The following is a 24787-nucleotide window of genomic DNA, read 5'->3' on the forward strand; positions in this document are numbered from 1 at the left end:
AAGTGATCAATATCAGTCATCTGCTTTCGGATGAGGAAATGAAAGAACTGATCCGGGAAACAGGAATGGGAGTGGAGAGCATTGATTTTTCCATCTCCGACAATCTGGATCATCTGGAAGAGACGATACAGATATACAGGAAAAAATTAAATACATTTGGGAATCCGCCGCTGACACTTCACGGGCCTTTCCTGGATCTGAACCCGGCTGCGTTTGACAGCCTGATCCGTGAAGTAACGATGACTCGGTTTGCACAGTGCTATCAGGCGGGGAAGGAACTTGGAGCCAGAAAGATCATTTACCATTCCGGAATGATCCCCTGCGTTTATTTCAGGGAAGGATGGGCAGATCAGGTAAGCCGGTTTTTCTGCGAGTTTCTGGAACACAGAGAAGGACTGGAAATCGTGATGGAGAACGTTCTGGACGAGGACTGGGAACTTCTTCTGGATGTATACAGGAAAGTAGATCATCCGGACTTCCATCTGTGTCTGGATATCGGGCATGCGCACTGTTATTCAGAAATTCCGGTTCTCACCTGGGCAGAAGAACTTGCACCTTACGTCACGCATGTTCATGTCCATGATAACTGCGGTGACCGGGATGCACATCTGGGGCTTGGAAAAGGTACCATTCCCTGGCAGAAACTACAGAACCTGCTTCCACTTACCAAAGAGAGAAGCTGGACGATCGAATGTTCACGCAGAGAGGATGTTCTTCTCTGCTGGCACAGAATACGAGAGGGCAGAGTATGAACAGATTAAAACAAAGAGGACTTACATTTCTGGTACTGCTGACAACAGCAGGAATGATGACAGGATGCGGCGGCAGCAGTACACCGGATCTGGAGAAGGCACTTGCAAAAACCGCAGAATATGAACAGAAGACAGTGACGTCTCCCGCATCAGATTCCCTGGGCGGTGAGTGGACAGTGATCGCACTGGCGCGTTCCGGTGAAAAGGCAGAGGACAATTACTTCGAGAAATACCGTGCAAATCTGGAAAAGAAACTGAAAGAGCAGGATGGTATCTTAAGCGAAAACAAATATACAGAATATTCCCGTGCAGTACTGGCACTTTGTGCGATCGGGGAAGATCCGTCAGAGATCGGCGGCTATGATATCCAGAAGCCGCTGGAAGATTATGAGACCGTTGTCTCTCAGGGACTGAACGGAGCTGTTTTTGCCCTCCTTGCCCTGAATGCACAGGATCCGCAGGCGAATAAAGACGGTGAGATTCAGAAGAAATATCTCGATTATATTCTGGAACAGGAAAAATCCGATGGCGGTTTTTCTCTGGATGACAATGCCACAGAGGGAGATGTGGATCTGACGGCCATGACGCTGCAGTGTCTGGAACCGTATCAGGAAGAAGAAAACGTAAAAGACACCATAGACAGGGGCGTAGAGTTCCTGGCAGATGCACAGGATGCAGACGGAGGTTATACCGCCTATGGAGACAAGAGCTCCGAGTCCGTTTCCCAGACGATCATTGCCCTGAGTACCTATGGCATTGACTGCAATGAAGATGAGCGTTTCCAGAAAGACGGAAAGGGACTCTACGATACTCTTATGACCTATTACCAGAAAGACGGAAGCTTCTCCCACACAGAGGACGGAGACAGCGATCCGATGGCGACGGACCAGGCATTCTGTGCGATGGTGGCATATGAGCGCTGCCAGAACAAAGAAAACAGTTTCTACAACATGACAGATCACAGATAAACGGAGGAAAAGACATTGCCGGAAAAAATAACACAGCTCCAGAAGGAACTCGAGACGATCATCAAAGGAAAAAAAGCAGTTACAGACAAGATCATCATGGCAGTGCTGGCCAGAGGCCACATTCTTCTGGAAGACGTGCCGGGTGTCGGAAAGACAACGACAGCGCTTGCCCTGAGCCGCCTGATGGGAATGGAATTTAACCGTATCCAGTTTACACCGGATGTTGTTCCGTCTGATGTCACCGGATTTACCATGTATGAGAAACAGACCGGCCAGTTCATGTACCGTCCGGGTGCGGTAATGTGCAACCTCCTTCTTGCAGATGAGATCAACCGTACTTCCAGCAAGACGCAGGCTGCACTTCTGGAAGTAATGGAAGAGGGAAGAGTGACCGTGGACGGAGAGACCCATGAAGTGCCGCAGCCGTTTGTGGTTCTTGCGACAGAGAACCCGGTTGGTTCTTCCGGTACTCAGATGTTACCGGAATCCCAGCTTGACCGTTTTATGGTCAGTCTCAGCATGGGATACCCGGATCACCAGAGCCTGGTAGAGCTTCTCCGCGACCGTCAGAAAGTCAATCCGCTGGAACTTGCGCGGACTGTCATCACCAGAGAGGAAGTCCTGAAACTTCAGAGCGAAGTGCAGGATGTGTATGTGGCAGACGAAGTCCTGGATTATATAGCAAAACTCGCGGAAGCGACCCGAGAACATGAAATGATCGTCCTCGGCTTAAGCCCTCGTGGAACACTGGCACTGTGCCGCATGGCAAAAGCAGCAGCCTACATGAGCGCAAGAGACTATGTAATACCGAAGGACGTACAGACGGTATTCAAAGACGTGGCAGCTCACCGTATGGTCCTGGATTCAAGGGCAAGATATCAGGAAAAATCCGCCCGTGAGATCCTTGATGAGATTCTTGCAGAAGTACCGCAGCCGAAGGTAGAAGGATGATGAAAAGCAGGATCATGTGGTTTCTGTGGATCGTTCTGATGGCAGGAGCTACCGTATATACCGGTTCCTGGATCTTTGCCGTACTTCTTATGATCTCGGGCATTCTTCTTGTCTTTTCAGCAGTCACAGCTCTGTTCTGCGGAAAAAAGATGGAATGGAAACTGAAACTTCCAAGAGCGGCCCAGAGGACACAATGTTTTAATGGAAACCTTAAGATGCAGAACAATTCCATATGGCCGGTATCCGGAAGCTGTACACTGCACTGGCAGAATCAGTTTACCGGAGAGAAGGGAGAGATCCCGCTTCCGTTTTCCCTCGGGACCAGAGAAACCGGAACTGTGGGATTTCAGGCGAAGAGTAACTGGTGCGGCTGTATTGAGTTTGGATTTTCACAGTGGAAATGCAGAGATTTCTTTGGTGTGGCGGCTGTGAAACGTGTGGCAGAAGTGAGCGGCTGTACCGTAGTGATGCCGGGGGAACACAGGCAGGATTTTTCTTTCCTTGCCAGAGAGGGCTTTGATATGGAAAGTTTTCGCTATTCCGGCAGCCGTCCGGGAGATGATCCGGGCGAGACCTACGATATCCGCGAATATCAGCCGGGAGATTCCATCCGTCAGATCCACTGGAAACTTACAGGCAAGCTGGATGACATTATGATCCGGGAAAAAAGCTACCCGGTCGATGATACCGTTCTGATCCTGGCCGAAAGCTGGCAGGAACACAAAGACCCGGGAAGGGCAGAGACTGTGGCAGAAGTTTTTGCCTCAGTTCTTCTGGACTTTATAGATAAGAAGATTCCCTGCCAGGCAGGAATCTACGACCATCAGACAGGCAGGTTCCGGATACAGAAAGTCCGGACACGGGAGGATTACGAAAACGTCCTGTATCTTTTTCTTCGCAGCAGCGGACAAAAACGAATGGCTGTACAGGGCTATCTTGAGAACTCCGGCACACAGAGCTTTGCAAACTATATTTACATAACCGGGGATCCGGATGACAGAGAAGCGGAGACCCTGAGACAAAAAGGACAGGTAACAGTCATAGGCTGCGGAACCGGCAGCCCGGACAACGGAGGAGAACACATAACATGGAGATATGGATCACAGAATCCGGACAGCACCCAAAAAGAGAATACAGAAAACAACTGTCAGGTATCCTTCTGCAGACTGCGCTGATCTGGCTTGTGGCAGGCTTTGGGCTGATCCTGTTTCTGGAGCTTTTTTCGGAGCAGGTGTACAGAGTGCCGGTTCTTTTAAGTGTTTTTGTGGTCACTCTGCTGGCACTTGTCACAGCCAGAATTCCCAAAACGGGACTGGCAGTCCGGTGCGGAAGCGCACTGGCCGCTGTGCTCCTGCTCCTGCTGTTCCGCAGAAATATCCTGGACGGAGCGGCACTCTACTGGAATGACGCGGCAGATATCCTTGGCAGCAGAGCGGGAATCTACCTGAACCGGTATGACACGACAGCAATTACCTCGGGAAACAGCTCCCGGATAATGTTTCTGATCGTCCCCGGAATAATAGCGGCGGTTCTGGGACTCATCATTCTGAAGTACAGATGGTGTATACTTACCCTGCTCTGTGCGGCTCTGTACCCGGCGCTCCTTCTTCTTACAGAGGGCGTACCGGATCATAAGGTCTGTTTCCTTTTTTATCTGGGACTTCTTCTGAAACTGAACTTTATGCTGACACATTCCACGAAGTCAGATGGGAGGGCGCAAAGCTCCCGGGCTTTCTGGGAGGGCGGCATTCTGGCACTGGGCGTGATGCTGGTTGCAGGACTTCTGGCTGCACAGATCCTTCCGGAAGCAGACTATTCTTCCATGGAGATCGTGGCAAAGGCAAAAGAAGAAGTTCACACCGGCATAGAGAATCTGCGCTATAAGAAAGGTGAGATTAATTCACTCCCGAACGGCAGGCTCAAAGAATGTGCAGCCTGGACGGCTTCGGACGATACCGCACTGCGCGTGACGATGGAAAATCCGGATTCTCTGTATCTGCGCGGATTTGTGGGAAGCACCTATAACGGCTCCGAATGGAAAAGTATTTCCACCGGGGATGCCTATAAACAGAAAAATCTTTTTTACTGGCTGCATCAGGGTGGATTTTATGCAGAAACACAGCTGGCGCAGGGCGGAAATCTGGTCGGAGATGATACGCTTTCAGGGAAGATATCTGCACTGACGGTTGAGAATCAGAAGGCAGACAGCAGATACCTCTATACACCTTATGAACTGGCAGAGATCCCGGAGGGATATGACGGGGAAACCCCGCTTACCGACAGCACTCTGGGAGCAAAAGGACTGTTTGGACAGAGAGCCTATACACTCCGGACCGACAGAAACCTGGTCGGAAATTTCACGGCGCTGGGCGCGAGAGTTTACCAGACCCTTGCATCAGGCGAGGGAACCGATTACCGGGATGCGGAAAGCTACTATAATACCTTTGTATATGGTCAGGACACAGACCTCCCGGCTTCTCTGGAAACTCTTTTCCGGGCAGAACTGGGAGACGGAGGAAACCGTGAGCAGGGACATACCGATTATTATACCGCGATTACAAGGATCCGCGCATACCTCGAAAAAAACATGACCTACAGTACGGCTTCAGATCCGGATACGAAGGATGGAGACTTTGTGGAACATTTTCTGACAGACACAAAGATCGGACACAGTGTTCATTATGCATCTGCGGCGGCACTGATGTTCCGCTACTATGGAATCCCGTCCCGCTATGTAGAAGGATATCTTGTCACACCGGAAGATGTCAGAGACAAAAAATCCGGGGATACCATAGAGATTCCGGGCAAAAACGGCCACGCATGGACAGAGATCTACATTGACGGACTTGGCTGGGTTCCGGTCGAAATGACACCGGAATATTACAACGTCATGAAAGAAGCAGACTTAAAGACAGGTCTGGAAGCTCAGGGCGCAAAGGCGGCAGCAATCCCTGAAACAGAGGAAGAACCGCCGATGGAAGAAAATATCCAGACGCACTGGAGTCTCAGACTGGCACTGTTCGGGATCGAGAAATTTCTGATCCTGCTTTTGTCAGTATTTGACATATTCTGCCTGATCTTTATTCTGACAGTCTGGATCTTAAGATTCCGGGCAGGACAGATCCGAAAGCGCAGATTCCAGAGCGGAGACGACCGAAGTGCAGTCCGTGCCATGGCAGGATATGCAGAACTTCTCTACCGCCATGGACCGAAACTTTATTCACAGAAGACAAGAGAGACGTATCAAAAGATATCCGTGATCGGACAGCGGGCGGCATTCAGTCCGCATCCGGTATCAGGAGAAGAACGCCGGGAAACCGCAGCCTGCATCAGAACCATGCAGAAAGAACTTAAGGCAGCGACAGGCTGGTATGAGAAATGGATCATGAAGTATATCGAAAGGCTGTATTAAAAGGGTAAGCATGAAAAGAAACAGTAAAAAAAATAAAAAAAGATTTTCCAGGATCATCCCGGCACTCTGGGGACTTGCCTGCCTTTTGATCTTCGCAGGAGTTCTTTTTGCCGGACTTGGAAACTATCACAGAGAAATACAGGAAAATCCGATACAGGGGATCAGTGCCGGAAGCTCCTTCAAAGGCTATCTGGGAACCGGTTATGCTTATGCCGGGCAGCAGGAAAATTCACAGAACGGGGACGAAGCCCAGGGAGAACAGGCACAGCTTCTCGATGAAGAAGAACAGCAGGAAGATTCCGAGACGGAAGAAGCCGGGGAGACTGAGGAAGCAGACCTGACAGACGGAGAGAGTGAACAGAACCAGAATGAACAGAGCCAGCAGGAACCAGATGTAACGGAGACACCGGAAACCTCTTCGGGAGATGACGGCATACAGAGCGATGTAGAGGAAAATACGATTCAGTATGACGGTGACCAGGAGGATTCCGATGAATCCGACGAGGGCGAACCGGAGAGAGATGACAACCGGAACCAGGAAGGTGCGGAAGTACCGGTCACCCCGACTCCGCAGCCGCCGTCAGAGGACGAGGACGAAGACCGTTATCCGACGATCGCGACAGATCTGACAGACGGAGAGACCGTCAATGCCGCTTACCGTACCTTTTATGTACAGGCGAAAGACTGGTATGGAAACAGCCTTGGTTCTGCTTCTCTTGAAGTTTATGGCAACGGACAGAGACTTTCGGTCAGCGGCGAGCCTTCTCAGGGAGTGCTCGCGTACCGTCTGGATCTGGAAGAAGATGCGAATACCATAGATATCAAGGCAACCGATACAGAAGGCTGGAGTACCACACTGCCGACGTTTACCATCTACAAAGGCGAGGAAGGCGGTGCGGAACCGGCAGGCTCCGTCAGCATTAGCATTGAGGCCGGAAGCGTAGGACTTGGAACAATCCTTCCCTCGACTTCTGTTGACTTTTATCAGGGAGAACAGCTTTCTTCCGTGGTACTGAGACTGTTACAGAACAGTGGACTGGACTGGAGAAATGACGGAGATGCGACAGGAGGCTTTTACCTCAAGGCGATCGGACGTGGCGGGATCACAGCAGGCGCGGCGATCCCGGATGATCTGATGGCACATCTTGAAGCGGTCAACTGTCAGCTGTCAGGACACGATGCCAACTGGCTCGGTGAGTTTGACTTTACAATGGATTCCGGATGGCTGTATTTTGTCAACGGAGAATATATGAACGTCGGAATGTCGGCATATTTTCCGGCAGACGGAGATGAGATCCGGATCCGTTTCTCTCTGTACTCAGGTGCAGATGTAGGAGCCGGAACAAATGGCGAGACATGGGGGGACTGGTAAATGAACAAAAGATTTGTAATGGGAACACTTTCGGCAGTGCTTCTGGCAGGAACTGTGCCGGTTTGTGAGGCAGGTGCGGCGGAGGAACCTTCCGGAAGCCAGGTCGCGGAATTTTCTGAACTTTCCGATGATATAAATCAGGGAAATACAGAAGAAGTGGTGCCGACTCAGGAACCTCTGGAAACACCGGAACCCGAACCGACAGAAGAGCCGCAGCCAACGGAAGAACCACAGCCAACGGAAGCTCCGCAGCCAACCGAAAGCCTGGATCCGACCGAAGCACCACAGCCGACCGAAAGTCCGGATCCGACTGAGGCTCCGTCCCCGACCGAGGCTCCGGCTCCGACAGAGACACCGCCGCAGGAAGAATGTGCGCTGCATCTTACCGGAGTCAGAGCCATCCGGACAGCGGACAATCAGGTGGTTCTTCTGTATCAGGCAGACGGGGAAGGCAAGGTCTGTATTTCGGCAGTCCGTGAAGGCCAGCAGCCGGTATTTGATTTTGAAAGCACTGCCCGTCCGGTTGAGACCGGAGACAATCAGCAGTCTGTAAACGTTCCGGCAGATGCCGCCTGCGAAATTTACCTGCTTGTACAGGATCAGAACGGCAACAGAATGACAGAAGCGGTGAAATTTTCTTTGGCAGCAGCCAGAAAGGTACATGCGGCAGTTCATACAGAACCGGCAGATGCCACCGTTGCCGTCCACAATGAACTGGGACAGGAGATCAAAGGCTCCCGTGGAATCTATGCGCTTTACAAAGGAGAGAAGTACACGATCACCGTTTCAAAAGACGGCTATGAGACAAAAACAGAAACCATAACAGCAGATACAAAGACAACACAGTACAGAATCTCCCTGACCGGTAATGATGCAGAGCTTAAGCATCTGTATGTTTCCAGCTCAGACACCTATGGCAAAGGAATCCTGAAGCTGGATCCGGCATTAAAAAAAGACCATGACCGATACAGCGCCACCTACGACGGAGAACGGCAGAGCCTGAACCTCTGGCTGGAATCTGCCTCCGGTGCCACAGTAAAGGTCTATGCGCTCAGCGGGATCAAAGCCTCGACCGTGCAGAAAGATGAGACCATCAAAGGTACACAGGACAAAGAAAAAGATCCATACTGGAAGATTTATTTTGCTTCCCAGGAAAAAGAAGCAAAGCTCCGCGTTCATGTGACCGCACAGAACGGGACATCCAGAGATTATTATCTTACCCTGAGCCTGACGGACAAAACAGCTCCGGTGCTCAAAAAAGTCAGCGCCAGCAGGATTTCCGAAGATAAGGCCTCTGTGGTATACAAGACCAGCGAAAGAGGAATGTGTTACTACCAGGCAGGAGAAGCCGGAGCAAAAATCCCCACACCCGATACCAAAGAGGCAGGCGAGGAAGTTTCCGCCGGAACCAACACCATCACACTGACCGGACTTACCCAGGGTCAGAAAGACCTGGTGATCGTAGTCAAAGACACAGCAGGAAACGTCAGTGACCGTCTGGTGATCCGGATCCCGGATATTAAGAAAAAGGGGCAGACCCAACAGAATAACGGTAACGGTACAAATGTCGCACAGAGACCGGGATACGGCGGCAACAAATCCGAAGCGGTTCTTCCGGGAGGCCAGAACAATGGAGAGGGCTCGCTGGACAAGCTCAAAACGGTTCAGGCAAAAGAAAAATCTTCCGGATCCAAAACGCAGAAGGACGGAGAGGACACAGAGCAGAGCGGCAAAAAGAAACTGACTGTCCATGAGAAACCAGCTTCCAAAAACAACAGCACAAAAAACACCGGAAGTTCAGACAAACAGAGCAAAACCGCAAAAACAGACAAAACAGCAAAAAAAGCAGCCGCAGCCACAGCTTCTGCGCCAAAGGGCGGAGGGAAAGGCGGCACGGGAAACAGTTCATCGGCCGGCGGGAAACAGGCAGGAAGCGCCACCAGCACCGCAGGAAAAATCTCCCACACCTGGAAGCACATGCGTCTTCTGACCAGAACACTTCTGGTATTTGCACTGGCAGGAATTCTGTATCTCGGATTCTTTGCCGGAGCCAGACGACATTACAAAAAACAGAAACTGAGTGATCCGATGATATGACAGAAACAAAGATAAGGAGGGATTTTATTTTATGAAGCCGATCATGAAAAAATGGCTGACAGGTCTTCTGTGTGCATCACTTCTGGCAGGAAGCGCGCCGGTCTATGGAGCAGATTTCAGTGCAGAAGCTGACTTTTCTTCGGAAATCTCCGTAGAAGAAACACAGGAAGAAGACCAGACAGAGCCGGAAACACCGTCTGAACCGGAAGCTCCGGCAGAGGTCGATCTGGAACAGCCGGATGATTTCAGTTCACAGGACGGTCAGGATCCTGCGGAAACCCCGGATCCGGATGTACCTTCCGATGACTTCAGCTCCGATGATCTGATTTCCGATGACAGCGAAGTGCCGGAAGTACAGATCACAGATGAGACCGAAGACCAGAAAGAATATCTGACAGATTTAAACGTCCATACCGGAAACGGGGTAAAAGACGCTCTGAAACTCGACAGAAGAGAAGACATGGACGAAGAATTCGGCGGCAGAGTCTACACCGTAGAATATGGTTCCAACTATAATTCTTCCGCGCTCTGGATCAGTGCCGATCTTGCGAAAGACGCACCGGAAGGCTCCACTGTGACACTCTCCGCATGGAATCTGTCAGGAACACAGGAAACAAAAGAGATGTCCGCCACTGCATACACAGACGGACAGAGATATTCATTTTCGGATATTTTTGCTTCCGGCAATGGAAAAAGAGCCATCTACACCATCAAGGCAGGAACCGAAAGCGACAGCGTAACTTATAAACTCGTAGTGCTTCGAAGACTGGATCTTTCTTCGATCAGATGCTACCTGCCGACCGATACCGACATGGCAAAAAACCTGATCACAGATTTTGACACCTCCGGAGTGACAAGAGATTACGAAGTGTCTGTGACCGGAACGGACAAGGTGAAGATCAAGGCAGTACCTTTCGGGGAAAACTGGTATGGTCTCACCATAAACGGAAAGAGCATTTCATCCGGAGATCCGATTGAGATCCCTCTGACCGGAGATTCGACGGAGATCGCCTTTGAGATGAAAGAGGATGGAACCTATGCAGATCCGGACTGTCAGGGAAAAACCTATACCTCCACAGGAAGCTACAAAGTTATCGTTCAGAAACAGCTCAGCGATTCTGTGAAGTTTCAGGTGACACCGCAGAATGCAGTCATCAGCGTTTATGACAAAAACGGAGAACGCATGGAACCGTCACAGGATTCTGCCAGCACATTTGCTTCCCTGATCAAAGGCCAGGAGTATACCTGGAATGTTTCCTGTTATGGCTATATTTCCCGGAGAAATACCTTTAAGGCAGGAGAACAGGCTGAGATCACTGTAGAACTTAAGAAACAGGATGCCACCCAGCCGGAGATCACCGACAATGACTGGATCAATTTCCGGAACAGCGAGAACAATAACGGAATTACAGGCACATCCACACCGACCGATGCATCTTCGACCGTGCAGAAATGGGCGATGCGCATTGGCGTCGGCCAGGAGGCATCTGTCACACCACCGCTGATCCTGGGAGGTTATCTGTATGTGGCATCCGGACAGTTTATCTACAAACTTGACAAAAATACAGGAGATATCGTAGCAACCAGTGAACCGCTCAACGGAAATATGATCTATGCGCTGAATCCGCTTACCTATGCAGAGGGAATGCTGTTCGCCCAGATCGGCGGCGGCCAGATCCAGGCAGTCAGTGCTTCCACTCTCAGATCCGTCTGGATCAGTGAATCGCTGGGTGGACAGACCCTTTCTCCGATCACATACAAAGATGGATATATCTACACAGGAACCTGGAATTCCGAGACCACGGCAGGCTCTTATTTCTGCCTTTCCGTGACCGATGAGGATCCGTCAAAAGGCGATGAGACCAAGTACTGTACCTGGAAATATAACCACAAAGGCGGTTTTTACTGGGCAGGCTCCTATGCGTCCGGCGATTATCTCGTATTCGGCTCCGATGATGGTTCCGGAGAAAAAAACTATACCAGCACGGCAATCCTCTATTCTGTCAACACCCATACAGGTCTCCTTCTGGATAAACTGACAGGACTTAACGGAGACATCCGTTCCACCGTAGTTTATAACAACGGATACGTCTATTTTACAACAAAAGGCGGCTGCCTTTACCGTGTGGCGATGAATGCGGACGGAACCTTTGGCAGAGCAGACAGTTACAACCTCGGTGGCATGGCAACAGCAGCCCCGGTAGTATACAAAGGAAGAATTTATGTCGGCGTCTGCGGACAGGAAAGCCACCGGTTTGACGCCGATGCGGGACATCATTTCGATGTTTTGAATGAATCCGCTGCAGGACTTTCCCTGGCATATGAAGTTTCGATTCCGGGATATCCGCAGGCAGCGCCGCTTCTTTCTACTGCATACGAGAATCAGGATTTCAACGGGGACGGACAGGCAGACGGACGTGTTTACCTGTATTTTACCTACAATGCCAGACCGGGCGGACTCTATATGCTGGCAGACGAGCCGGGACAGACCTCCGGAAAAGCAGAAGAACTGTTCCGTCCGGGAAGTGATCAGCAGCAGTACTGCATCAGCACGATCTGCGCTGACAGAGACGGAACATTGTACTACAAAAATGACTCCAACTACCTGATGGCAGTCGAGACAAACGGTGCATATCTGGACAGTGTGACTGCACAGGCAGACAATGGAAAAGTAACCTGGGACAAAGCTTTCCAGCGTTCTGTAACAGAGTACACCATAAGAACCGCAGAAAATGCTTCAAAAGTAACACTGAATTTCAAAACCCCGGAAGGATGCACCCTGACGGTCAATGGAAAAGCTGCCGGAAATACATATACCGCAGATGTAAGCTCCGGAAGCGCGGAAGTTACGGTCGTGGCAACTCTGGCAGGAAAGAGCAGAACCTATACGCTCCATCTGACAAAAGACCAGGGAAATACAAACCTTGCGAACCTGACCGCCAGCACCAGCAACACTTATTCCGACAGTACGAAATGGCTGGCACTGACACCGGCATTTAGCGCAGACAAAACCAGCTACCGCGTCACCTATCTGGGCAGTTCTTTCCTGCGCATCTATGCAGAACCGGCAGATCCGTCTGCAGAAGTGACCATAGAAGCAGGAAAAGGCATCAGTAAGGTGATATACAAAGGAAAGGTGACAGGAAGTGGTTCTGCAGTCCGGCTTGATGCTTACTTTGACAGTGATGCTTCGATAGAAGAAGCGCAGGTAAAAATCGTTGTCACAGCAAAGACAGGAAAGAAAACAGAATACACTCTGACCATTCAGAGAAAAGAGACGATTTCCACACCGACACCGACGGTAACTCCCACACCAACGGCGACACCAAAGCCGACCCCTGTGCCGGAGAAATTCGGGGCATGGAAAACCGTATCAAAAGCAACGGTATTTGCACCGGAGAAACAGCAGCGAAAGGGAACAAAGGGAACTGTTCAGACCAGAACCGTCGGAAGGAAGCTGACCCCGACAATCCGGCTCAATACTACGAATATTAAATTACGGGTAAAACAGACGACAGCCCTGGTAAAAGTCAGCGGGCTTGCGAGAGGAGATTCCATCCGTTCCTGGACTTCCTCCAACCGGAATATTGCAACGGTAGATTCCAGAGGCAGGATCACCGGAAAACGTGCAGGCAGGACCAGAATCACAGTGACACTCAGAAGCGGCAAAAAAGCGTACATCAATGTCACAGTGCAGAAGTCCATAGTCAGAACCGAAAAGATCACAGGTCTTCGCTCTTCCCAGACCATGAAACGAGGAGCGAAGCTGACCCTGAAACCGGTTCTGACACCACTCACTTCCCAGGAGAAGATCACCTATAGTTCTTCAAACAAAAACGTGGCAGTCGTTTCTTCCAGAGGTGTGATCAATGCCAGAAAGAAAGGAACCGCAAGGATCACAGTAAGATCCGGAAAGAAATCTTATGTGATCAAAGTAACTGTTAAATAAAATTGTGACCGGCAAATAAACAGATACTTAAAATTATAAAATAACCTCAAAATGCCTTGAACCAAAAGAGAAAGAATGCTAGTATAAAACAAAGCATATTTCTTAGAAGTTCAGGGCATTTTTGCCGTCTAATTATTTTTTTCTAAAATCATTTCAGAAATCCATGCTTTTAAATTCCAGTCAAAACAAAAAAAGCAGGGGTTCGAAGTGAAAAGAAAGACAGTACATCACGTTCTGAAACTTTTCCGAATGCTGTTCTCTGATCGCAAAAATCTGCTTTCCCTTTACAATGCAGTAAACGGAAGCAGCTACGAAGACCCGGACGCACTGGAGATCGTGACGCTGGAAAATGCAGTCTATATGGGAATGAAGAATGATCTGGCATTTATTGTGGACACGGGACTGTTTCTGTATGAACACCAGTCAACCTACAACCCAAATATGCCGCTGAGGGATCTCTTTTACATAGCAGGGGAATACCAGAAGCTCGTAGACCACAGATCCCTGTATTCATCCAGCATCCAGAAGATCCCGGCACCGAACTTCCTTGTATTCTACAACGGAACCGAAAGAGAAGAAGACAGCTGGGTCAGTTACCTGTCAGAATCCTACGAAAACCTGACCGGTGAGCCGAACCTGGAATTAAAGGTGATTACCCTGAATATCAACGAAGGCCACAACAGCCAGTTACTGGAGCAGTGCCAGATCCTGAGAGAATATGCCCAATATGTAGCAAAAGTGCGGGAATACGCAGGAAGCACCGACCTGGACACAGCCGTAGAACAGGCAGTCAACGACTGTATCCAGAACGGAATCCTTGCAGAATTCCTTCGAAAAAACAAATCGGAGGTGATCGCAATGAGTATATTCGAATACGACAAAGAAGAGGAAGAACGAAAACTGCGAAAGGCAGAATACGAAGCCGGATTGAAAGAGGGGGAATTGCAAAAAGCAAAAGAAACAGCTATGGCGTTGAATAAAATGAAATTTCCACTGGAGAAGATTGCAGAAGCACTTCAGACTGACGAAGCTGTAATACAGGAATGGATCAGTTCAAAATCATAAAGGCGATCGCAATAGGATGTGTTTTGATCTGCCCAGAAGGTTATATTAAATATAGAAGAGATGAAATTTACATTTGATTTCTGCGGTTCTATAATAATGCTCGAAAGGGGCGGTATTATGAGTACCATATTTCCAAGAGAAGAAAAAGCAGAGCAGATTTTTGACAGAATTCTTACAAACCCAAATGCCTGCGAGCGGTTAAAAAACACCTTCTTTGAGGCGATACCATCCGCAGAAGAAAGCGAAGGTGCCGGGACAGACATTCCGGGAACGGTTTTTGCGGCGGCTTTGTTCAATGCCTATGAGAATAAGGATCTTTCCGCTTTTCTCATGGCAGTCTGTAACAACAGCGTTTTTGACCTTCTGAGGAATTCTTTTCTGATTCCGATACGGTTCAATGACAAAGGTGTGGAGAATCCGGTTCTTCTCACAGATGATAAAGGAAATCTTCTGAATGAATTCAAAAATCATCTTTACGAGAAAAAATACAAAATGTTCCACAAACTTTATGAAGAGCAGGATGAAATACCGGATTATCAGATGTATATGGCAGATGGATTCCGGGAAAATCACAGTTATACAGACAGTGGTGAAATCGTAACCGAAAAGATTTCAAAACACACAGGAATTCTACTGATGTTTCGTTTTCCGGAGTCCGTAAAGCTGGATATCAACGAGGACAGAATCTATGCAGTTGTGTGGGATTTCCTGATGCGTCTTCAGGAGGAACTGCCGCGTGCTCTGATGTACTATGGAGTCAGAGATGAGGAAGGCAGAGAAAAAAATACAGCCACGTTGGGAATTTTTCTCCCGTTTCATCATTTTGAGAGAAAAATGGAAAAAAATATCGAGATTGCAAACGGTATCGGATTGGGATGCCGGGAACACATTCTGGTTGAAATAAACAGACAGGCGGGGAAGTGAAAACGATGCAGCAGATCATCAGAAAAAATCATATGGATATCGCCTGGCATGAATACACAGATGAAAACGGGGCAGATGTTCCGGTAACAGAGGCGAGTCTTACAGAAAAAGCATCCATCATCGGCCGTGTGGGAATCATGCTTCTGTCATGCGGAACCGGCGCATGGAGAGTCAGAAGCTCCATGAATACGCTGGCAGAAACCATGGGGATCACCTGTACGGCAGATATCGGCCTGATGTCGATCGAGTACACCTGTTTTGACGGCGAAAACGGCTTTACACAGTCACTGTGTCTTACCAATACCGGAGTAAACACTTCCAAGCTGAACCGGCTGGAGCATTTTATCCGGGAATTTGAAATCGAGGGAAAAGACATGTCTGGAGAGAAACTGCATTCTCTTCTGGATGATATCGAAAGAATACACGGACTGTATTCACCGGTCACACTTGGATTTGCGGCGGCACTTGCATGCTGTGGATTTACGTTCCTGCTGGGTGGCGGTCCGATTGAGATGTTCTGCGCTTTTGCAGGAGCCGGGATCGGGAATTTCCTGAGATGCAAACTGACAAAGCATCATTTTACTCTGTTTCTCTGCATCGTTTCTTCTGTCTCCATGGCCTGTCTGGTCTATGCCGGATTTCTGAAGATCGGTGAGATATTGTTCAGTATTTCCATTCAGCATGAGGCGGGATACATTTGTGCCATGCTGTTTATTATTCCGGGATTTCCGTTTATCACAAGCGGAATTGACCTTGCCAAGCTGGATATGCGCTCCGGAACCGAGAGACTGATGTATGCGCTGATCATTATTCTGGTTGCAGCAATGTCCGCATGGATCATGGCACTGCTTCTGCATCTGAAGCCGGTTGAGTTTATTAAATTCTCCCTGCCGGCAGAGATGTGGATCTTATGCAGGCTTGTAACCAGTTTCTGTGGAGTGTTCGGTTTCTCGATCATGTTCAACAGTCCGGTCCGGCTGGCAGCATCAGCAGGAGTGATCGGAGCGGCTGCCAATACGCTCCGTCTGGAACTTGCAGATCTGGCAGGAATGCCGCCTGCCGCTGCCGCATTCATCGGTGCGCTGACAGCCGGCCTTCTGGCATCCATGATAAAAAACAAAGTGGGTTATCCGCGAATCTCCCTGACGGTTCCCTCGATTGTTATCATGGTACCGGGGCTGTATCTCTACAGAGGCTTTTATAATCTTGGGATAATGTCACTTGCCACAGCCGCTTCCTGGTTCGCCGCCGCGATTCTGATCATAGCGGCTCTCCCCCTGGGACTCATCTTCGCAAGGATCCTGACCGACAGAACCTTTCGATATTGTACCTGATTCGCCAAAACTCCCCCGGTCAGATACAGAAAAACGTAATAAATAAAACGAAAATGCATGAAAGTCTCGCCCCTTTTTTCGAAAAAAGCAAGAATTAATATAGAAAAAATTGACGCTTTCAGACAGAAATGCTATAATAGGCTCAACGACATAACCAGGCGTGGTCTGACCGGAGACGGTCAGTTTGTGGAAATCCGGTGCGATTCCGGAACTGTTTTTGCTGTGTGAGATATTGACGCGGAGATATTTTAAGTCGGCATTACCAGCGCGTTGTATAGGACAGAGACTCATCTATATTATGAGACTCTGTTTTTTGTTGCCAAAAATAATTCACAAAAGGAGGAGCAAAGTGAAGAAAAAAGAACTTTTAAAGAGATTGTCGGCCATCTCCATGGCAGCGATGATGGCAGTAACAGCGGTATCGGCGAATACCTTTGCTGCCGATATCGAATTCTCTGATGGAGAAGCAGAAACAGCAGAAGCACAGGAGGACAGTGCAGATATTTCTGTTGAAGAGGATACCGGCAGTGCAGAAGCGCAGACAGAGGACTTCCAGGCAGAAGAACCTTCTGAGGAAGCAGTAACTGTTAATGAGGAGAATGCGGACTTCTCAGCAGATGCGGAGGATGCTTTATTCAGCGATGGCGCAGAGGCAGTGGGAGATGCCGTTGATGATGCGAAAGTTGCAGCAGATGAGTATCTTAAAAACAATTATGTAGATAATAATAAGATTATCACAAGTGGTGGCGCCGGTGTTGTTAAAAGCCAGGATGGCCTTTCTTATTCAGTGGGACTTAAAATACCGACTAGTGGTAGTAAAATTAGTAGCCTGCGTTTTAAAACAGAGAGCTCTTCTTCAAATTACAGAGTGGGATGGTATATTAACAGTGACTGTCCATGGGTGAATATCGGAACAAAAAAACCTGCCAATCTTGGAAGTCTGAGTATTAACCGGCCAACAGCAGAGCAGGGAGCACAGAGCTTCCAAGCAACGCTGCGACTGTTTTCCGCTGATACATCGACCGATGTGATCAACGATGAAGCACAGGCCGCTACCGCTGCTCTTGCAACACAGGAATTTACCATTATCATAGAAGCAGCAGAACCGAACTATACTATGCGTATAAATGTAGTCGATGAGGAAGGTAATCTGATTCCGGATGCAATCGTAACACTGGAGAAAAACTGGAATGCAGTTGCTCCGAAAGCTGACGGCTCCTATGACATGGAGAAGGGTGCAGGATACAGCCTGACTGTCAAGAAAGACGGATACAACGACTACACAGAAAGCTATTTTACCTTCAATCCAACAGAGGTAAATACAGTAAAAACCGTTACACTGAAGAAAATCGTTACAAGAAACATCAGATTTAATGTGACCGACAAATCCGGCAATCCGGTCAATGGTGCCAAAGTGAGTGTCAAAAAAGGATACTATAGTACGGTAAATCCGGAATCAGACGGAAGCTACAATCTCATAGATGGAACTTCCTACAACTATACCGTAGAAGCACCAAATTACAAAACTGCAAGCAGCTCCTTCACACCGTCCGGGGACCAGACCATTGATATTCAGCTGGAAAAAAATATTACAGATTATAATGTAAAATTCAATCCGGTAGACAATGACGGCAAAGCCATCGAGAATGCATCCATCAAGGTAACCTATGAAGAGGAAGATCCGTGGGATGAGGACGAAACAGAAACAATTGAGCTGAAAGCAAACGAAGATGGAAGCTACACCATGAAAAAAGGTGTGACCTACACCTATACTGTCAAAGCTTCGGACTACAAAGATGCAACAGCTACTTATATACCATCCGGTGATGACGAGAATGTATCCATTGATGTCAAAATGGTATCAAGCATTGACCCGGCAGATGTAGAAACCGTAAATGCCATCAAAGAGAAGTTTGACAAAGAAGTGGGAACACTCCGTCCGGATTTTGCATCCTGCAAGAATATCTGTGATCTTGTTAAGACCAAAATCGAGGCACTTGGCATGGATACAACAGGTGTGACGGTTTCTGTCAAATCCAGTGATGACCCAGACACCGTTGCAACAGATGGAACTATTCATTACTATGCACAGGCACCGAATTCATTTACAGCAGTCAATTCCAAAAATATAAACCTTGTTTTTGTATTCGAGAAGAATGGTGCAAAGGCAGAAACAGCTGAGAGCAGAGCAACCATCGGCTGGGATCGTGACTACTTTAATACACAGATGGCAGCAGATCAGGAGAATCTTACCTGGGACAAGATCAAAGGTTCCAATACAGATGCGGCAGAAGTAACTTCAAATCTGACACTTCCACAGTGCATGAGCAGCAGTGTAAACACTGCATGGTCCAAGATTACATGGACATCCTCTGATAAAAGCGTAATCAGCTTCAAAGACACCGGCTGGGGTTCTCTGATTGATGCAAAAGAAGGTGTGGTTACTCCGCAGCAGGAAGATAAAGAAGTGACCCTGACAGCTACCTTTAATGCAAATGACAGACTGTTGAACGGATATGTAGAAAAAGTATCTGATTTTGCAACTCTGACAAAAGAGTTCAAAGTAACCGTCAAAGGAACCGGCATATCCAAACCTACCGAAAAAGAACTTCAGGCAATTCTTGACAAATATTATACAGAAGACAGGATTACTGATTTTAACACAAAAGGGGCAGTGGATCTTAAAAACTGTACCTCAGATCTTCAACTTCCAATATATACAAGGATTAAAGATGAAGCTGGCGAATATGTATTCGACAGGAATGAAATTAAAGTAACATCAGATAATGCTGCCATTACAGTCAATGGTTACAGAGCTGCTGTAGATCGTTTTGCTTCAAATGATGATATTAATGCAAATCTGATCTTGACCTTTACCCGCGATGGAGTAACTGCGATCAAGAAGATTCCGGTTACAGTCAAAGCAATCACAGAGGCAGAAGTTCAGGATCAGTTAAATCTGATGGAACTGGCAAAGGCTCATTATTTTGACGGAATCAATGACGGACAGTATGCAGACAAAGATTCCATCACAGGAAATCTACATCCATTCCAGGAAATGATTCTTGGAGAAGACGGAAATCCGAAATGGATCTATAATTTTGATGACAAGACCGGCAAGGGTATTATTCCGGACGATCAGTTTACAGATCCATGGGAAATGGAAGGTGCAGGATACAACAAATTCAAATCTTCCAACAATGCCGTAGTAGGCCATGAGAACCTTGTTGTAACAAGAAGAGAAACCGACACACAGATTACGATTTCTTCTGTACTCAGCAGTGAACTTTACAGAGAAGCTGCTGCAAAACATCCGGATAATGCAGTCCTTCAGAAACTTTACAAACAGCCGGTTTCTGTAACCGTTACCATCAAAGGTACCAAATCCGCAGCAGAAGGTCTTCAGAAACTGATCAGTGAGGCACAGACACTTCTGGATGGAATGACAGAGGGAACCGAAGCAGGTCAGTATCCGGAAGGAACAAAGGCCACACTTAAGGAAGCTATTGACACAGCAACAGCAGTTCTGAACAAAGAAAATGTAACAGAAGAGGAACTGAGTGATGCTACACAGGCACTTCAGAAAGCTGTTGATACAGCAAAAGATGCACAAAATACAGCCGTTGCCGAGGTTAAGATCAGAGTCAATATGGCAAACCAGCCAGCAAGCCTTCGGGATCTTACTGTCACAGCAAAAGACGCAGCTGCTTATGGATACGAAAAACCAGAAGCAATGAAGAATCAGGTAACTGTAGTAGATGCGTTATATACACTGCACAAAGCAATGTATGGAGAAGCATTTGATGCAGATTCGTCCAGATATCTCAACGTGGGAACAAACGGATGGATCAATACCGTTTTTGAAGATACAACAGGAAATGTCGGCTATTATGTAAATAACGAATATCCGGTAGATGAAACAGGTATGGGAACTGTCGCAAATACAACCGTACTGCATTCAGGTGATGAATTCAGCATTTATCTGCTTGCAGACACAACAAGCTGGAGCGACGAGTTCATGTACTTTAAGGATGTTCCGACCGAAATCTGTGCCGGAAAAGAATTCCAGGCAGTACTCTATGGAAGAAATATGATGTCAGCAGGTGCGTCTGCAGAAGCAGGCTGTACTGTGGAACTGAAAAATCTTGATACAAATGAGACAGCAGAATTTGTAACAGACGCAGATGGGGTAGCTTCCATCAAAGCAGACAAAGCCGGAAACTACCAGCTCACAGTAACAAAAACACCATACACATATTTTGTTGCTCCACTTGCCCAGTTTGAAGCAAAAGAACATGTCTTCGATGAAGGAAAAGTAACAAAAGAGCCAACCTGCGCAGAAGCAGGAGAAAAGACTTACACCTGTACAGTCTGCGGAACAACAAAGACAGAAGAGATCGCAAAGACAAATAAACATACCTATGACAAAGGTGTAGTGACAAAGAAAGCAACTTATACAGCAACAGGTGTGAAGACTTATACCTGTACAGTCTGCGGTGCGACAAAGACAGAAACAATTCCGAAACTGAAACATAAACCGAAATATGTATGGAAGACTGTTTCAAAAGCAACGGTATTCCAGCCGGAGAAACAGGTCGGATACTGCGTATACTGCAAACACACACAGACCAGATACCATGGAAGCAAACTCAAGGCAACCATTAAACTGAATACAACCGCTATCACTCTGCAGAGAAAACAGGCAACCAGAATGGTCAGAGTAAGTATGGCAAACGGAGACTCTGTCAAATCCTGGGCTTCCACTAATACAAAGATCGTGACTGTAGACAGAAACGGTCTGATCAGAGCACAGAACCGTAATGGAAGTGCGAAGATCATCGTAACTTTAAAGAGTGGAAAGAGAGCAACCCTGAATGTCAAAGTTCAGTCCGATAAAGTCACAACCACAAAAATCAGTGGTCTGAAATCCTCCATGACTCTCAAAAAAGGCCAGAAGACAACACTGAAACCAGTGATCAGCCCGCTGACCTCCACAGACAAAGTAACCTATGCAACATCAAATAAAAACATTGCAGCAGTTTCTTCCACTGGCATTATCACAGCCAAAAAGAAAGGAACCGCAAAGATCACAGTAAGATCAGGAAAGAAATCCTATGTGATCAAAGTAACCGTAAAATAATATATGCAGCATTCAGACCGGAGCCTTCCACAGACTCCGGTCTGTTTTTGTCTGACTGTCCGCTGCAGGTTTGCCATTATAAAATGGACATTCATCCAGAGATGTCTATAGACGAGTCTTTCAAAAAACGGTATACTGTCTGTAGAAGTCTTATTATCGGGATGAAAGGAGCATGGAAAGTCTCATGTGGGAAAAAATCAATAACTTTTTGAAAGGGCAGATTGTAACCTCGATCATATATATCGCCCTGGGAGCGTGCCTGGCGTTTATGCCTGTGAACACGATCAATGTAATCTGTAAATTTATATTTGGAATTCTGCTGATTCTTGTAGGATTTTATCATATCCTGATCTATATTCTGGAGAAACTGAATTCCACGATTCTGGATCTTTTTTCCGGCGGTGTTCTGATGGTTATCGGAATTTTCCTCTTCATGAATCCTCAGATCGTAGTTAAGCTTCTGCCGATCCTGCTTGGAACCTTTATCCTGGTAGACAGCATCTGGAGCCTCAAAGGAAGCCTGAAACTTAAGAAAAACGGAAGCGGATTCTGGAAGATCCTTCTGATCGGAAGCCTGATCTTCATCGGGCTCGGTGTTTTCCTTGTACTCAATCCGTTCACAATGGTAAAATACACGGTAATCTTTGCAGGATGGATCTTCCTCTGTAACGGAGTGGTAGACCTCATCTACCTGATCCTCCTCCGTCGCGGTCTGAAAGAACTCAAACAGGAAGCAGAAGCAGTCGATGCAGACAGCGAGATCATATCTGATGATGCAGAAAGTTCTGCACAGCCAGAAGAACCGGTCGTACCGGAATACGCACCGTGGAACTCACGCAGGAAGGCAGAGCCAGCAGACGATTTATCTGACAGTGAGGAAGAAACTTCTGATAAAGAACCTTTCGACAGCAATGCTTATGATAGGGAAGTTTCCGAGATGGAAGAATCCCTCGATGTTGTGCAGGTGAGAGAAGAAGAGGTTCCGTTGAACGAGTCGACAGAAGAGATGACTGAGCAGGAGAATGATCCGCCGGCCGCCAGAGGAGCGTACGTAGTATCCAAGCCAACCGTAACCGATGATGATCTTTCCGATACCAAAGATGAGAACCTTCTTGGTCTGATCTCCCGTAAACGAAAGAAAAATAAGAGCGAATAAAAAGATGACGAGACATAGACGAATCTGTTGTATACTGCTCGCATGTATCTGCTGTCTGTGCTTTTCAATTACATGTTATGCGAGGGCCGGCGGCGGAAGTTCCGGTGGAACATATCATTATGAATACTGGACATTTATACGTGAAGACGGAAGATGGGTGTTGAATGAAATTCAACAAAAAGATGAAGTTGATGTGCATGAATTGTAAAATGTACATCAATTTTTTTATATTTTTATATCTTGAAAAAACAACATATTTCTTGATTTTTTATCATAGTATAAAAATACTAACAAATCTATAATAAAGACAGGTTGAAAGAGAACAAAATCTACAAAAAAAGGAGAGACAAGTACTATGAAAATGAAAAAACTCACAGCAATGGCAATGGCAGCATTAACAGCAGCAACCATGATCCCGTCCGTACCGGTTATGGCAGCAGACGGTGGAAAGGTTTACTATCTGAACTTCAAACCAGAAGCAGATGAAGCTTGGCAGAACCTGGCAAAAGCTTACACTGAAGAAACAGGAACAGAAGTAACAGTTGTAACAGCAGCATCCGGACAGTATGAGACAACACTTCAGTCTGAAATGGCAAAGAGCGATGCTCCGACACTGTTCCAGGTAAACGGACCGGTTGGACTTAAGAACTGGAAAGATTACTGCTATGATCTGACAGATGCAGAGATCACAAAAGGACTTACCTCTGATACTTACGAGCTCAAAGACGGAGATGCTGTAGATGGTATCGCATATGTAATCGAATCCTATGGCCTGATCACAAACAAAACCTTACTTGAAAAAGCAGGATATTCTCTGGATGATATCAAGAGCTACGATGATCTGAAGAAAGTAGCAGATGATATTCAGGCAAGAAAGGACGAGCTTGGAATCAAAGGTGCTTTCACATCTGCAGGTATGGACGGATCCTCTGACTGGAGATTCAAAACACATCTTGCAAACCTTCCGATCTACTATGAGTACAAAGAAGACGGAATCGATGATACAGAGGCAATCAAAGGAACATATCTTGACAACTACAAGAACCTGTTTGACCTGTACATCACAGATTCTACCTGTGACGGAGCTGAACTCTCTGCAAAAACAGCAGATGACTCCAGAAACGAATTTGTAAACGGCGAAGCAGTATTCTATCAGAATGGTACCTGGGAATATGCAGAACTGTCCAAGACATACGGAGATGACGAGCTTGCAATGATCCCGATCTACTTTGGTGTAGATGATGAGAACGAGGGACTTGCAACAGGTACAGAGAACTACTGGTGTGTAAACAAGAATGCATCTGATGAAGACGTTCAGGCAACTCTGGACTTCATGAACTGGTGTGTAACATCTGAAACAGGAACAAAATCCATGGCAAACGATATGGGATTCACACTTCCTTTCAAAACAGCACAGGAGTCTACAAACGTATTTGTAAAACAGGATGCTGAATACACAGAAGCTGGAAAAACACCTGTTTCATGGAACTTCACAACAATGCCGTCTGAAGAGTGGAAAAACGGACTTGGAACAGCTCTTACCGCATATGCAGCAGGCACAGGTTCATGGGATGATGTTGTAAGTGCATTCGTTGACGGATGGGCTACAGAGAAAGCTCTCTCCGAGTAATCAAAATAATATGTGATCAATCATCAAGAGGAGGCGA

At 47.3% G+C, this 24787-nt stretch carries 14 protein-coding genes; all 14 read left to right on the top strand.

Annotated features, from left to right (window positions below):
• Positions 1-2 precede the first annotated feature (2 nt).
• The 14 genes from DXC01_RS02540 (at position 3) to DXC01_RS02605 (ending at position 24750) form a co-directional block, all read left to right on the top strand.
• Positions 3-752, top strand: coding sequence for a sugar phosphate isomerase/epimerase family protein (locus DXC01_RS02540; protein ID WP_118698144.1), 750 nt, complete (start codon positions 3-5; stop codon positions 750-752).
• Positions 749-1720, top strand: a complete 972-nt coding sequence (locus DXC01_RS02545) for a prenyltransferase/squalene oxidase repeat-containing protein (RefSeq protein ID WP_118698145.1) — start codon at positions 749-751, stop codon at positions 1718-1720. The genes DXC01_RS02540 and DXC01_RS02545 overlap by 4 nt, the downstream gene beginning before the upstream one ends.
• Before the next feature lie 15 nt (positions 1721-1735).
• Positions 1736-2671, top strand: a complete 936-nt coding sequence (locus tag DXC01_RS02550; protein WP_022214657.1) for an AAA family ATPase — start codon at positions 1736-1738, stop codon at positions 2669-2671.
• Entirely contained in the window at positions 2668-3846 is a 1179-nt protein-coding gene (locus DXC01_RS02555) for a DUF58 domain-containing protein (RefSeq protein ID WP_118698146.1), read from the top strand. The genes DXC01_RS02550 and DXC01_RS02555 overlap by 4 nt, the downstream gene beginning before the upstream one ends.
• Positions 3759-6083, top strand: a complete 2325-nt coding sequence (locus tag DXC01_RS02560; RefSeq protein ID WP_118698147.1) for a DUF3488 and transglutaminase-like domain-containing protein — start codon at positions 3759-3761, stop codon at positions 6081-6083. The genes DXC01_RS02555 and DXC01_RS02560 overlap by 88 nt, the downstream gene beginning before the upstream one ends.
• A 10-nt stretch (positions 6084-6093) precedes the next feature.
• Positions 6094-7455 (top strand): DUF4430 domain-containing protein, encoded by a 1362-nt coding sequence (locus tag DXC01_RS02565; protein WP_118698148.1) that lies wholly within the window; start codon positions 6094-6096, stop codon positions 7453-7455.
• Positions 7456-9552 (top strand): hypothetical protein, encoded by a 2097-nt coding sequence (locus tag DXC01_RS02570; RefSeq protein ID WP_118698149.1) that lies wholly within the window; start codon positions 7456-7458, stop codon positions 9550-9552.
• A gap of 31 nt (positions 9553-9583) precedes the next feature.
• Entirely contained in the window at positions 9584-13501 is a 3918-nt protein-coding gene (locus DXC01_RS02575) for an Ig-like domain-containing protein (protein WP_118698150.1), read from the top strand.
• A gap of 207 nt (positions 13502-13708) precedes the next feature.
• Entirely contained in the window at positions 13709-14566 is an 858-nt protein-coding gene (locus tag DXC01_RS02580) for a hypothetical protein (protein WP_118251510.1), read from the top strand.
• Between the two features lie 117 nt (positions 14567-14683).
• Entirely contained in the window at positions 14684-15490 is an 807-nt protein-coding gene (locus tag DXC01_RS02585; protein WP_118251509.1) for a DUF4866 domain-containing protein, read from the top strand.
• A gap of 5 nt (positions 15491-15495) precedes the next feature.
• On the top strand, positions 15496-16824 hold the full coding sequence (locus DXC01_RS02590; RefSeq protein ID WP_118698151.1) for a threonine/serine ThrE exporter family protein: 1329 nt from the start codon (positions 15496-15498) through the stop codon (positions 16822-16824).
• 349 nt (positions 16825-17173) lie between these two features.
• On the top strand, positions 17174-21964 hold the full coding sequence (locus tag DXC01_RS02595; protein WP_158583611.1) for a carboxypeptidase regulatory-like domain-containing protein: 4791 nt from the start codon (positions 17174-17176) through the stop codon (positions 21962-21964).
• Positions 21965-22136: 172 nt separating this feature from the next.
• Positions 22137-23120, top strand: coding sequence for an HdeD family acid-resistance protein (locus tag DXC01_RS02600; protein ID WP_243111532.1), 984 nt, complete (start codon positions 22137-22139; stop codon positions 23118-23120).
• A 355-nt stretch (positions 23121-23475) separates the two neighbouring features.
• Positions 23476-24750 carry an ABC transporter substrate-binding protein gene (locus tag DXC01_RS02605; RefSeq protein ID WP_118251504.1) on the top strand — a complete coding sequence of 425 codons (1275 nt, stop codon included), beginning with the start codon at positions 23476-23478 and terminating at the stop codon, positions 24748-24750.
• Positions 24751-24787: the final 37 nt, after the last annotated feature.

Origin of the sequence: Blautia sp. OM07-19 (assembly GCF_003481595.1) — a bacterium.
Taxonomy (GTDB): domain Bacteria; phylum Bacillota; class Clostridia; order Lachnospirales; family Lachnospiraceae; genus Blautia_A; species Blautia_A intestinihominis.

Coding starts and splice junctions, on each gene's coding strand:
- DXC01_RS02545 (WP_118698145.1), top strand. CDS start 749: ATGAACAGATTAAAACAAAGAGGACTTACATTTCTGGTACTGCTGACA.
- DXC01_RS02555 (WP_118698146.1), top strand. CDS start 2,668: ATGATGAAAAGCAGGATCATGTGGTTTCTGTGGATCGTTCTGATGGCA.
- DXC01_RS02560 (WP_118698147.1), top strand. CDS start 3,759: ATGGAGATATGGATCACAGAATCCGGACAGCACCCAAAAAGAGAATAC.
- DXC01_RS02565 (WP_118698148.1), top strand. CDS start 6,094: ATGAAAAGAAACAGTAAAAAAAATAAAAAAAGATTTTCCAGGATCATC.
- DXC01_RS02570 (WP_118698149.1), top strand. CDS start 7,456: ATGAACAAAAGATTTGTAATGGGAACACTTTCGGCAGTGCTTCTGGCA.
- DXC01_RS02575 (WP_118698150.1), top strand. CDS start 9,584: ATGAAGCCGATCATGAAAAAATGGCTGACAGGTCTTCTGTGTGCATCA.
- DXC01_RS02585 (WP_118251509.1), top strand. CDS start 14,684: ATGAGTACCATATTTCCAAGAGAAGAAAAAGCAGAGCAGATTTTTGAC.
- DXC01_RS02590 (WP_118698151.1), top strand. CDS start 15,496: ATGCAGCAGATCATCAGAAAAAATCATATGGATATCGCCTGGCATGAA.
- DXC01_RS02600 (WP_243111532.1), top strand. CDS start 22,137: ATGGAAAGTCTCATGTGGGAAAAAATCAATAACTTTTTGAAAGGGCAG.
- DXC01_RS02605 (WP_118251504.1), top strand. CDS start 23,476: ATGAAAATGAAAAAACTCACAGCAATGGCAATGGCAGCATTAACAGCA.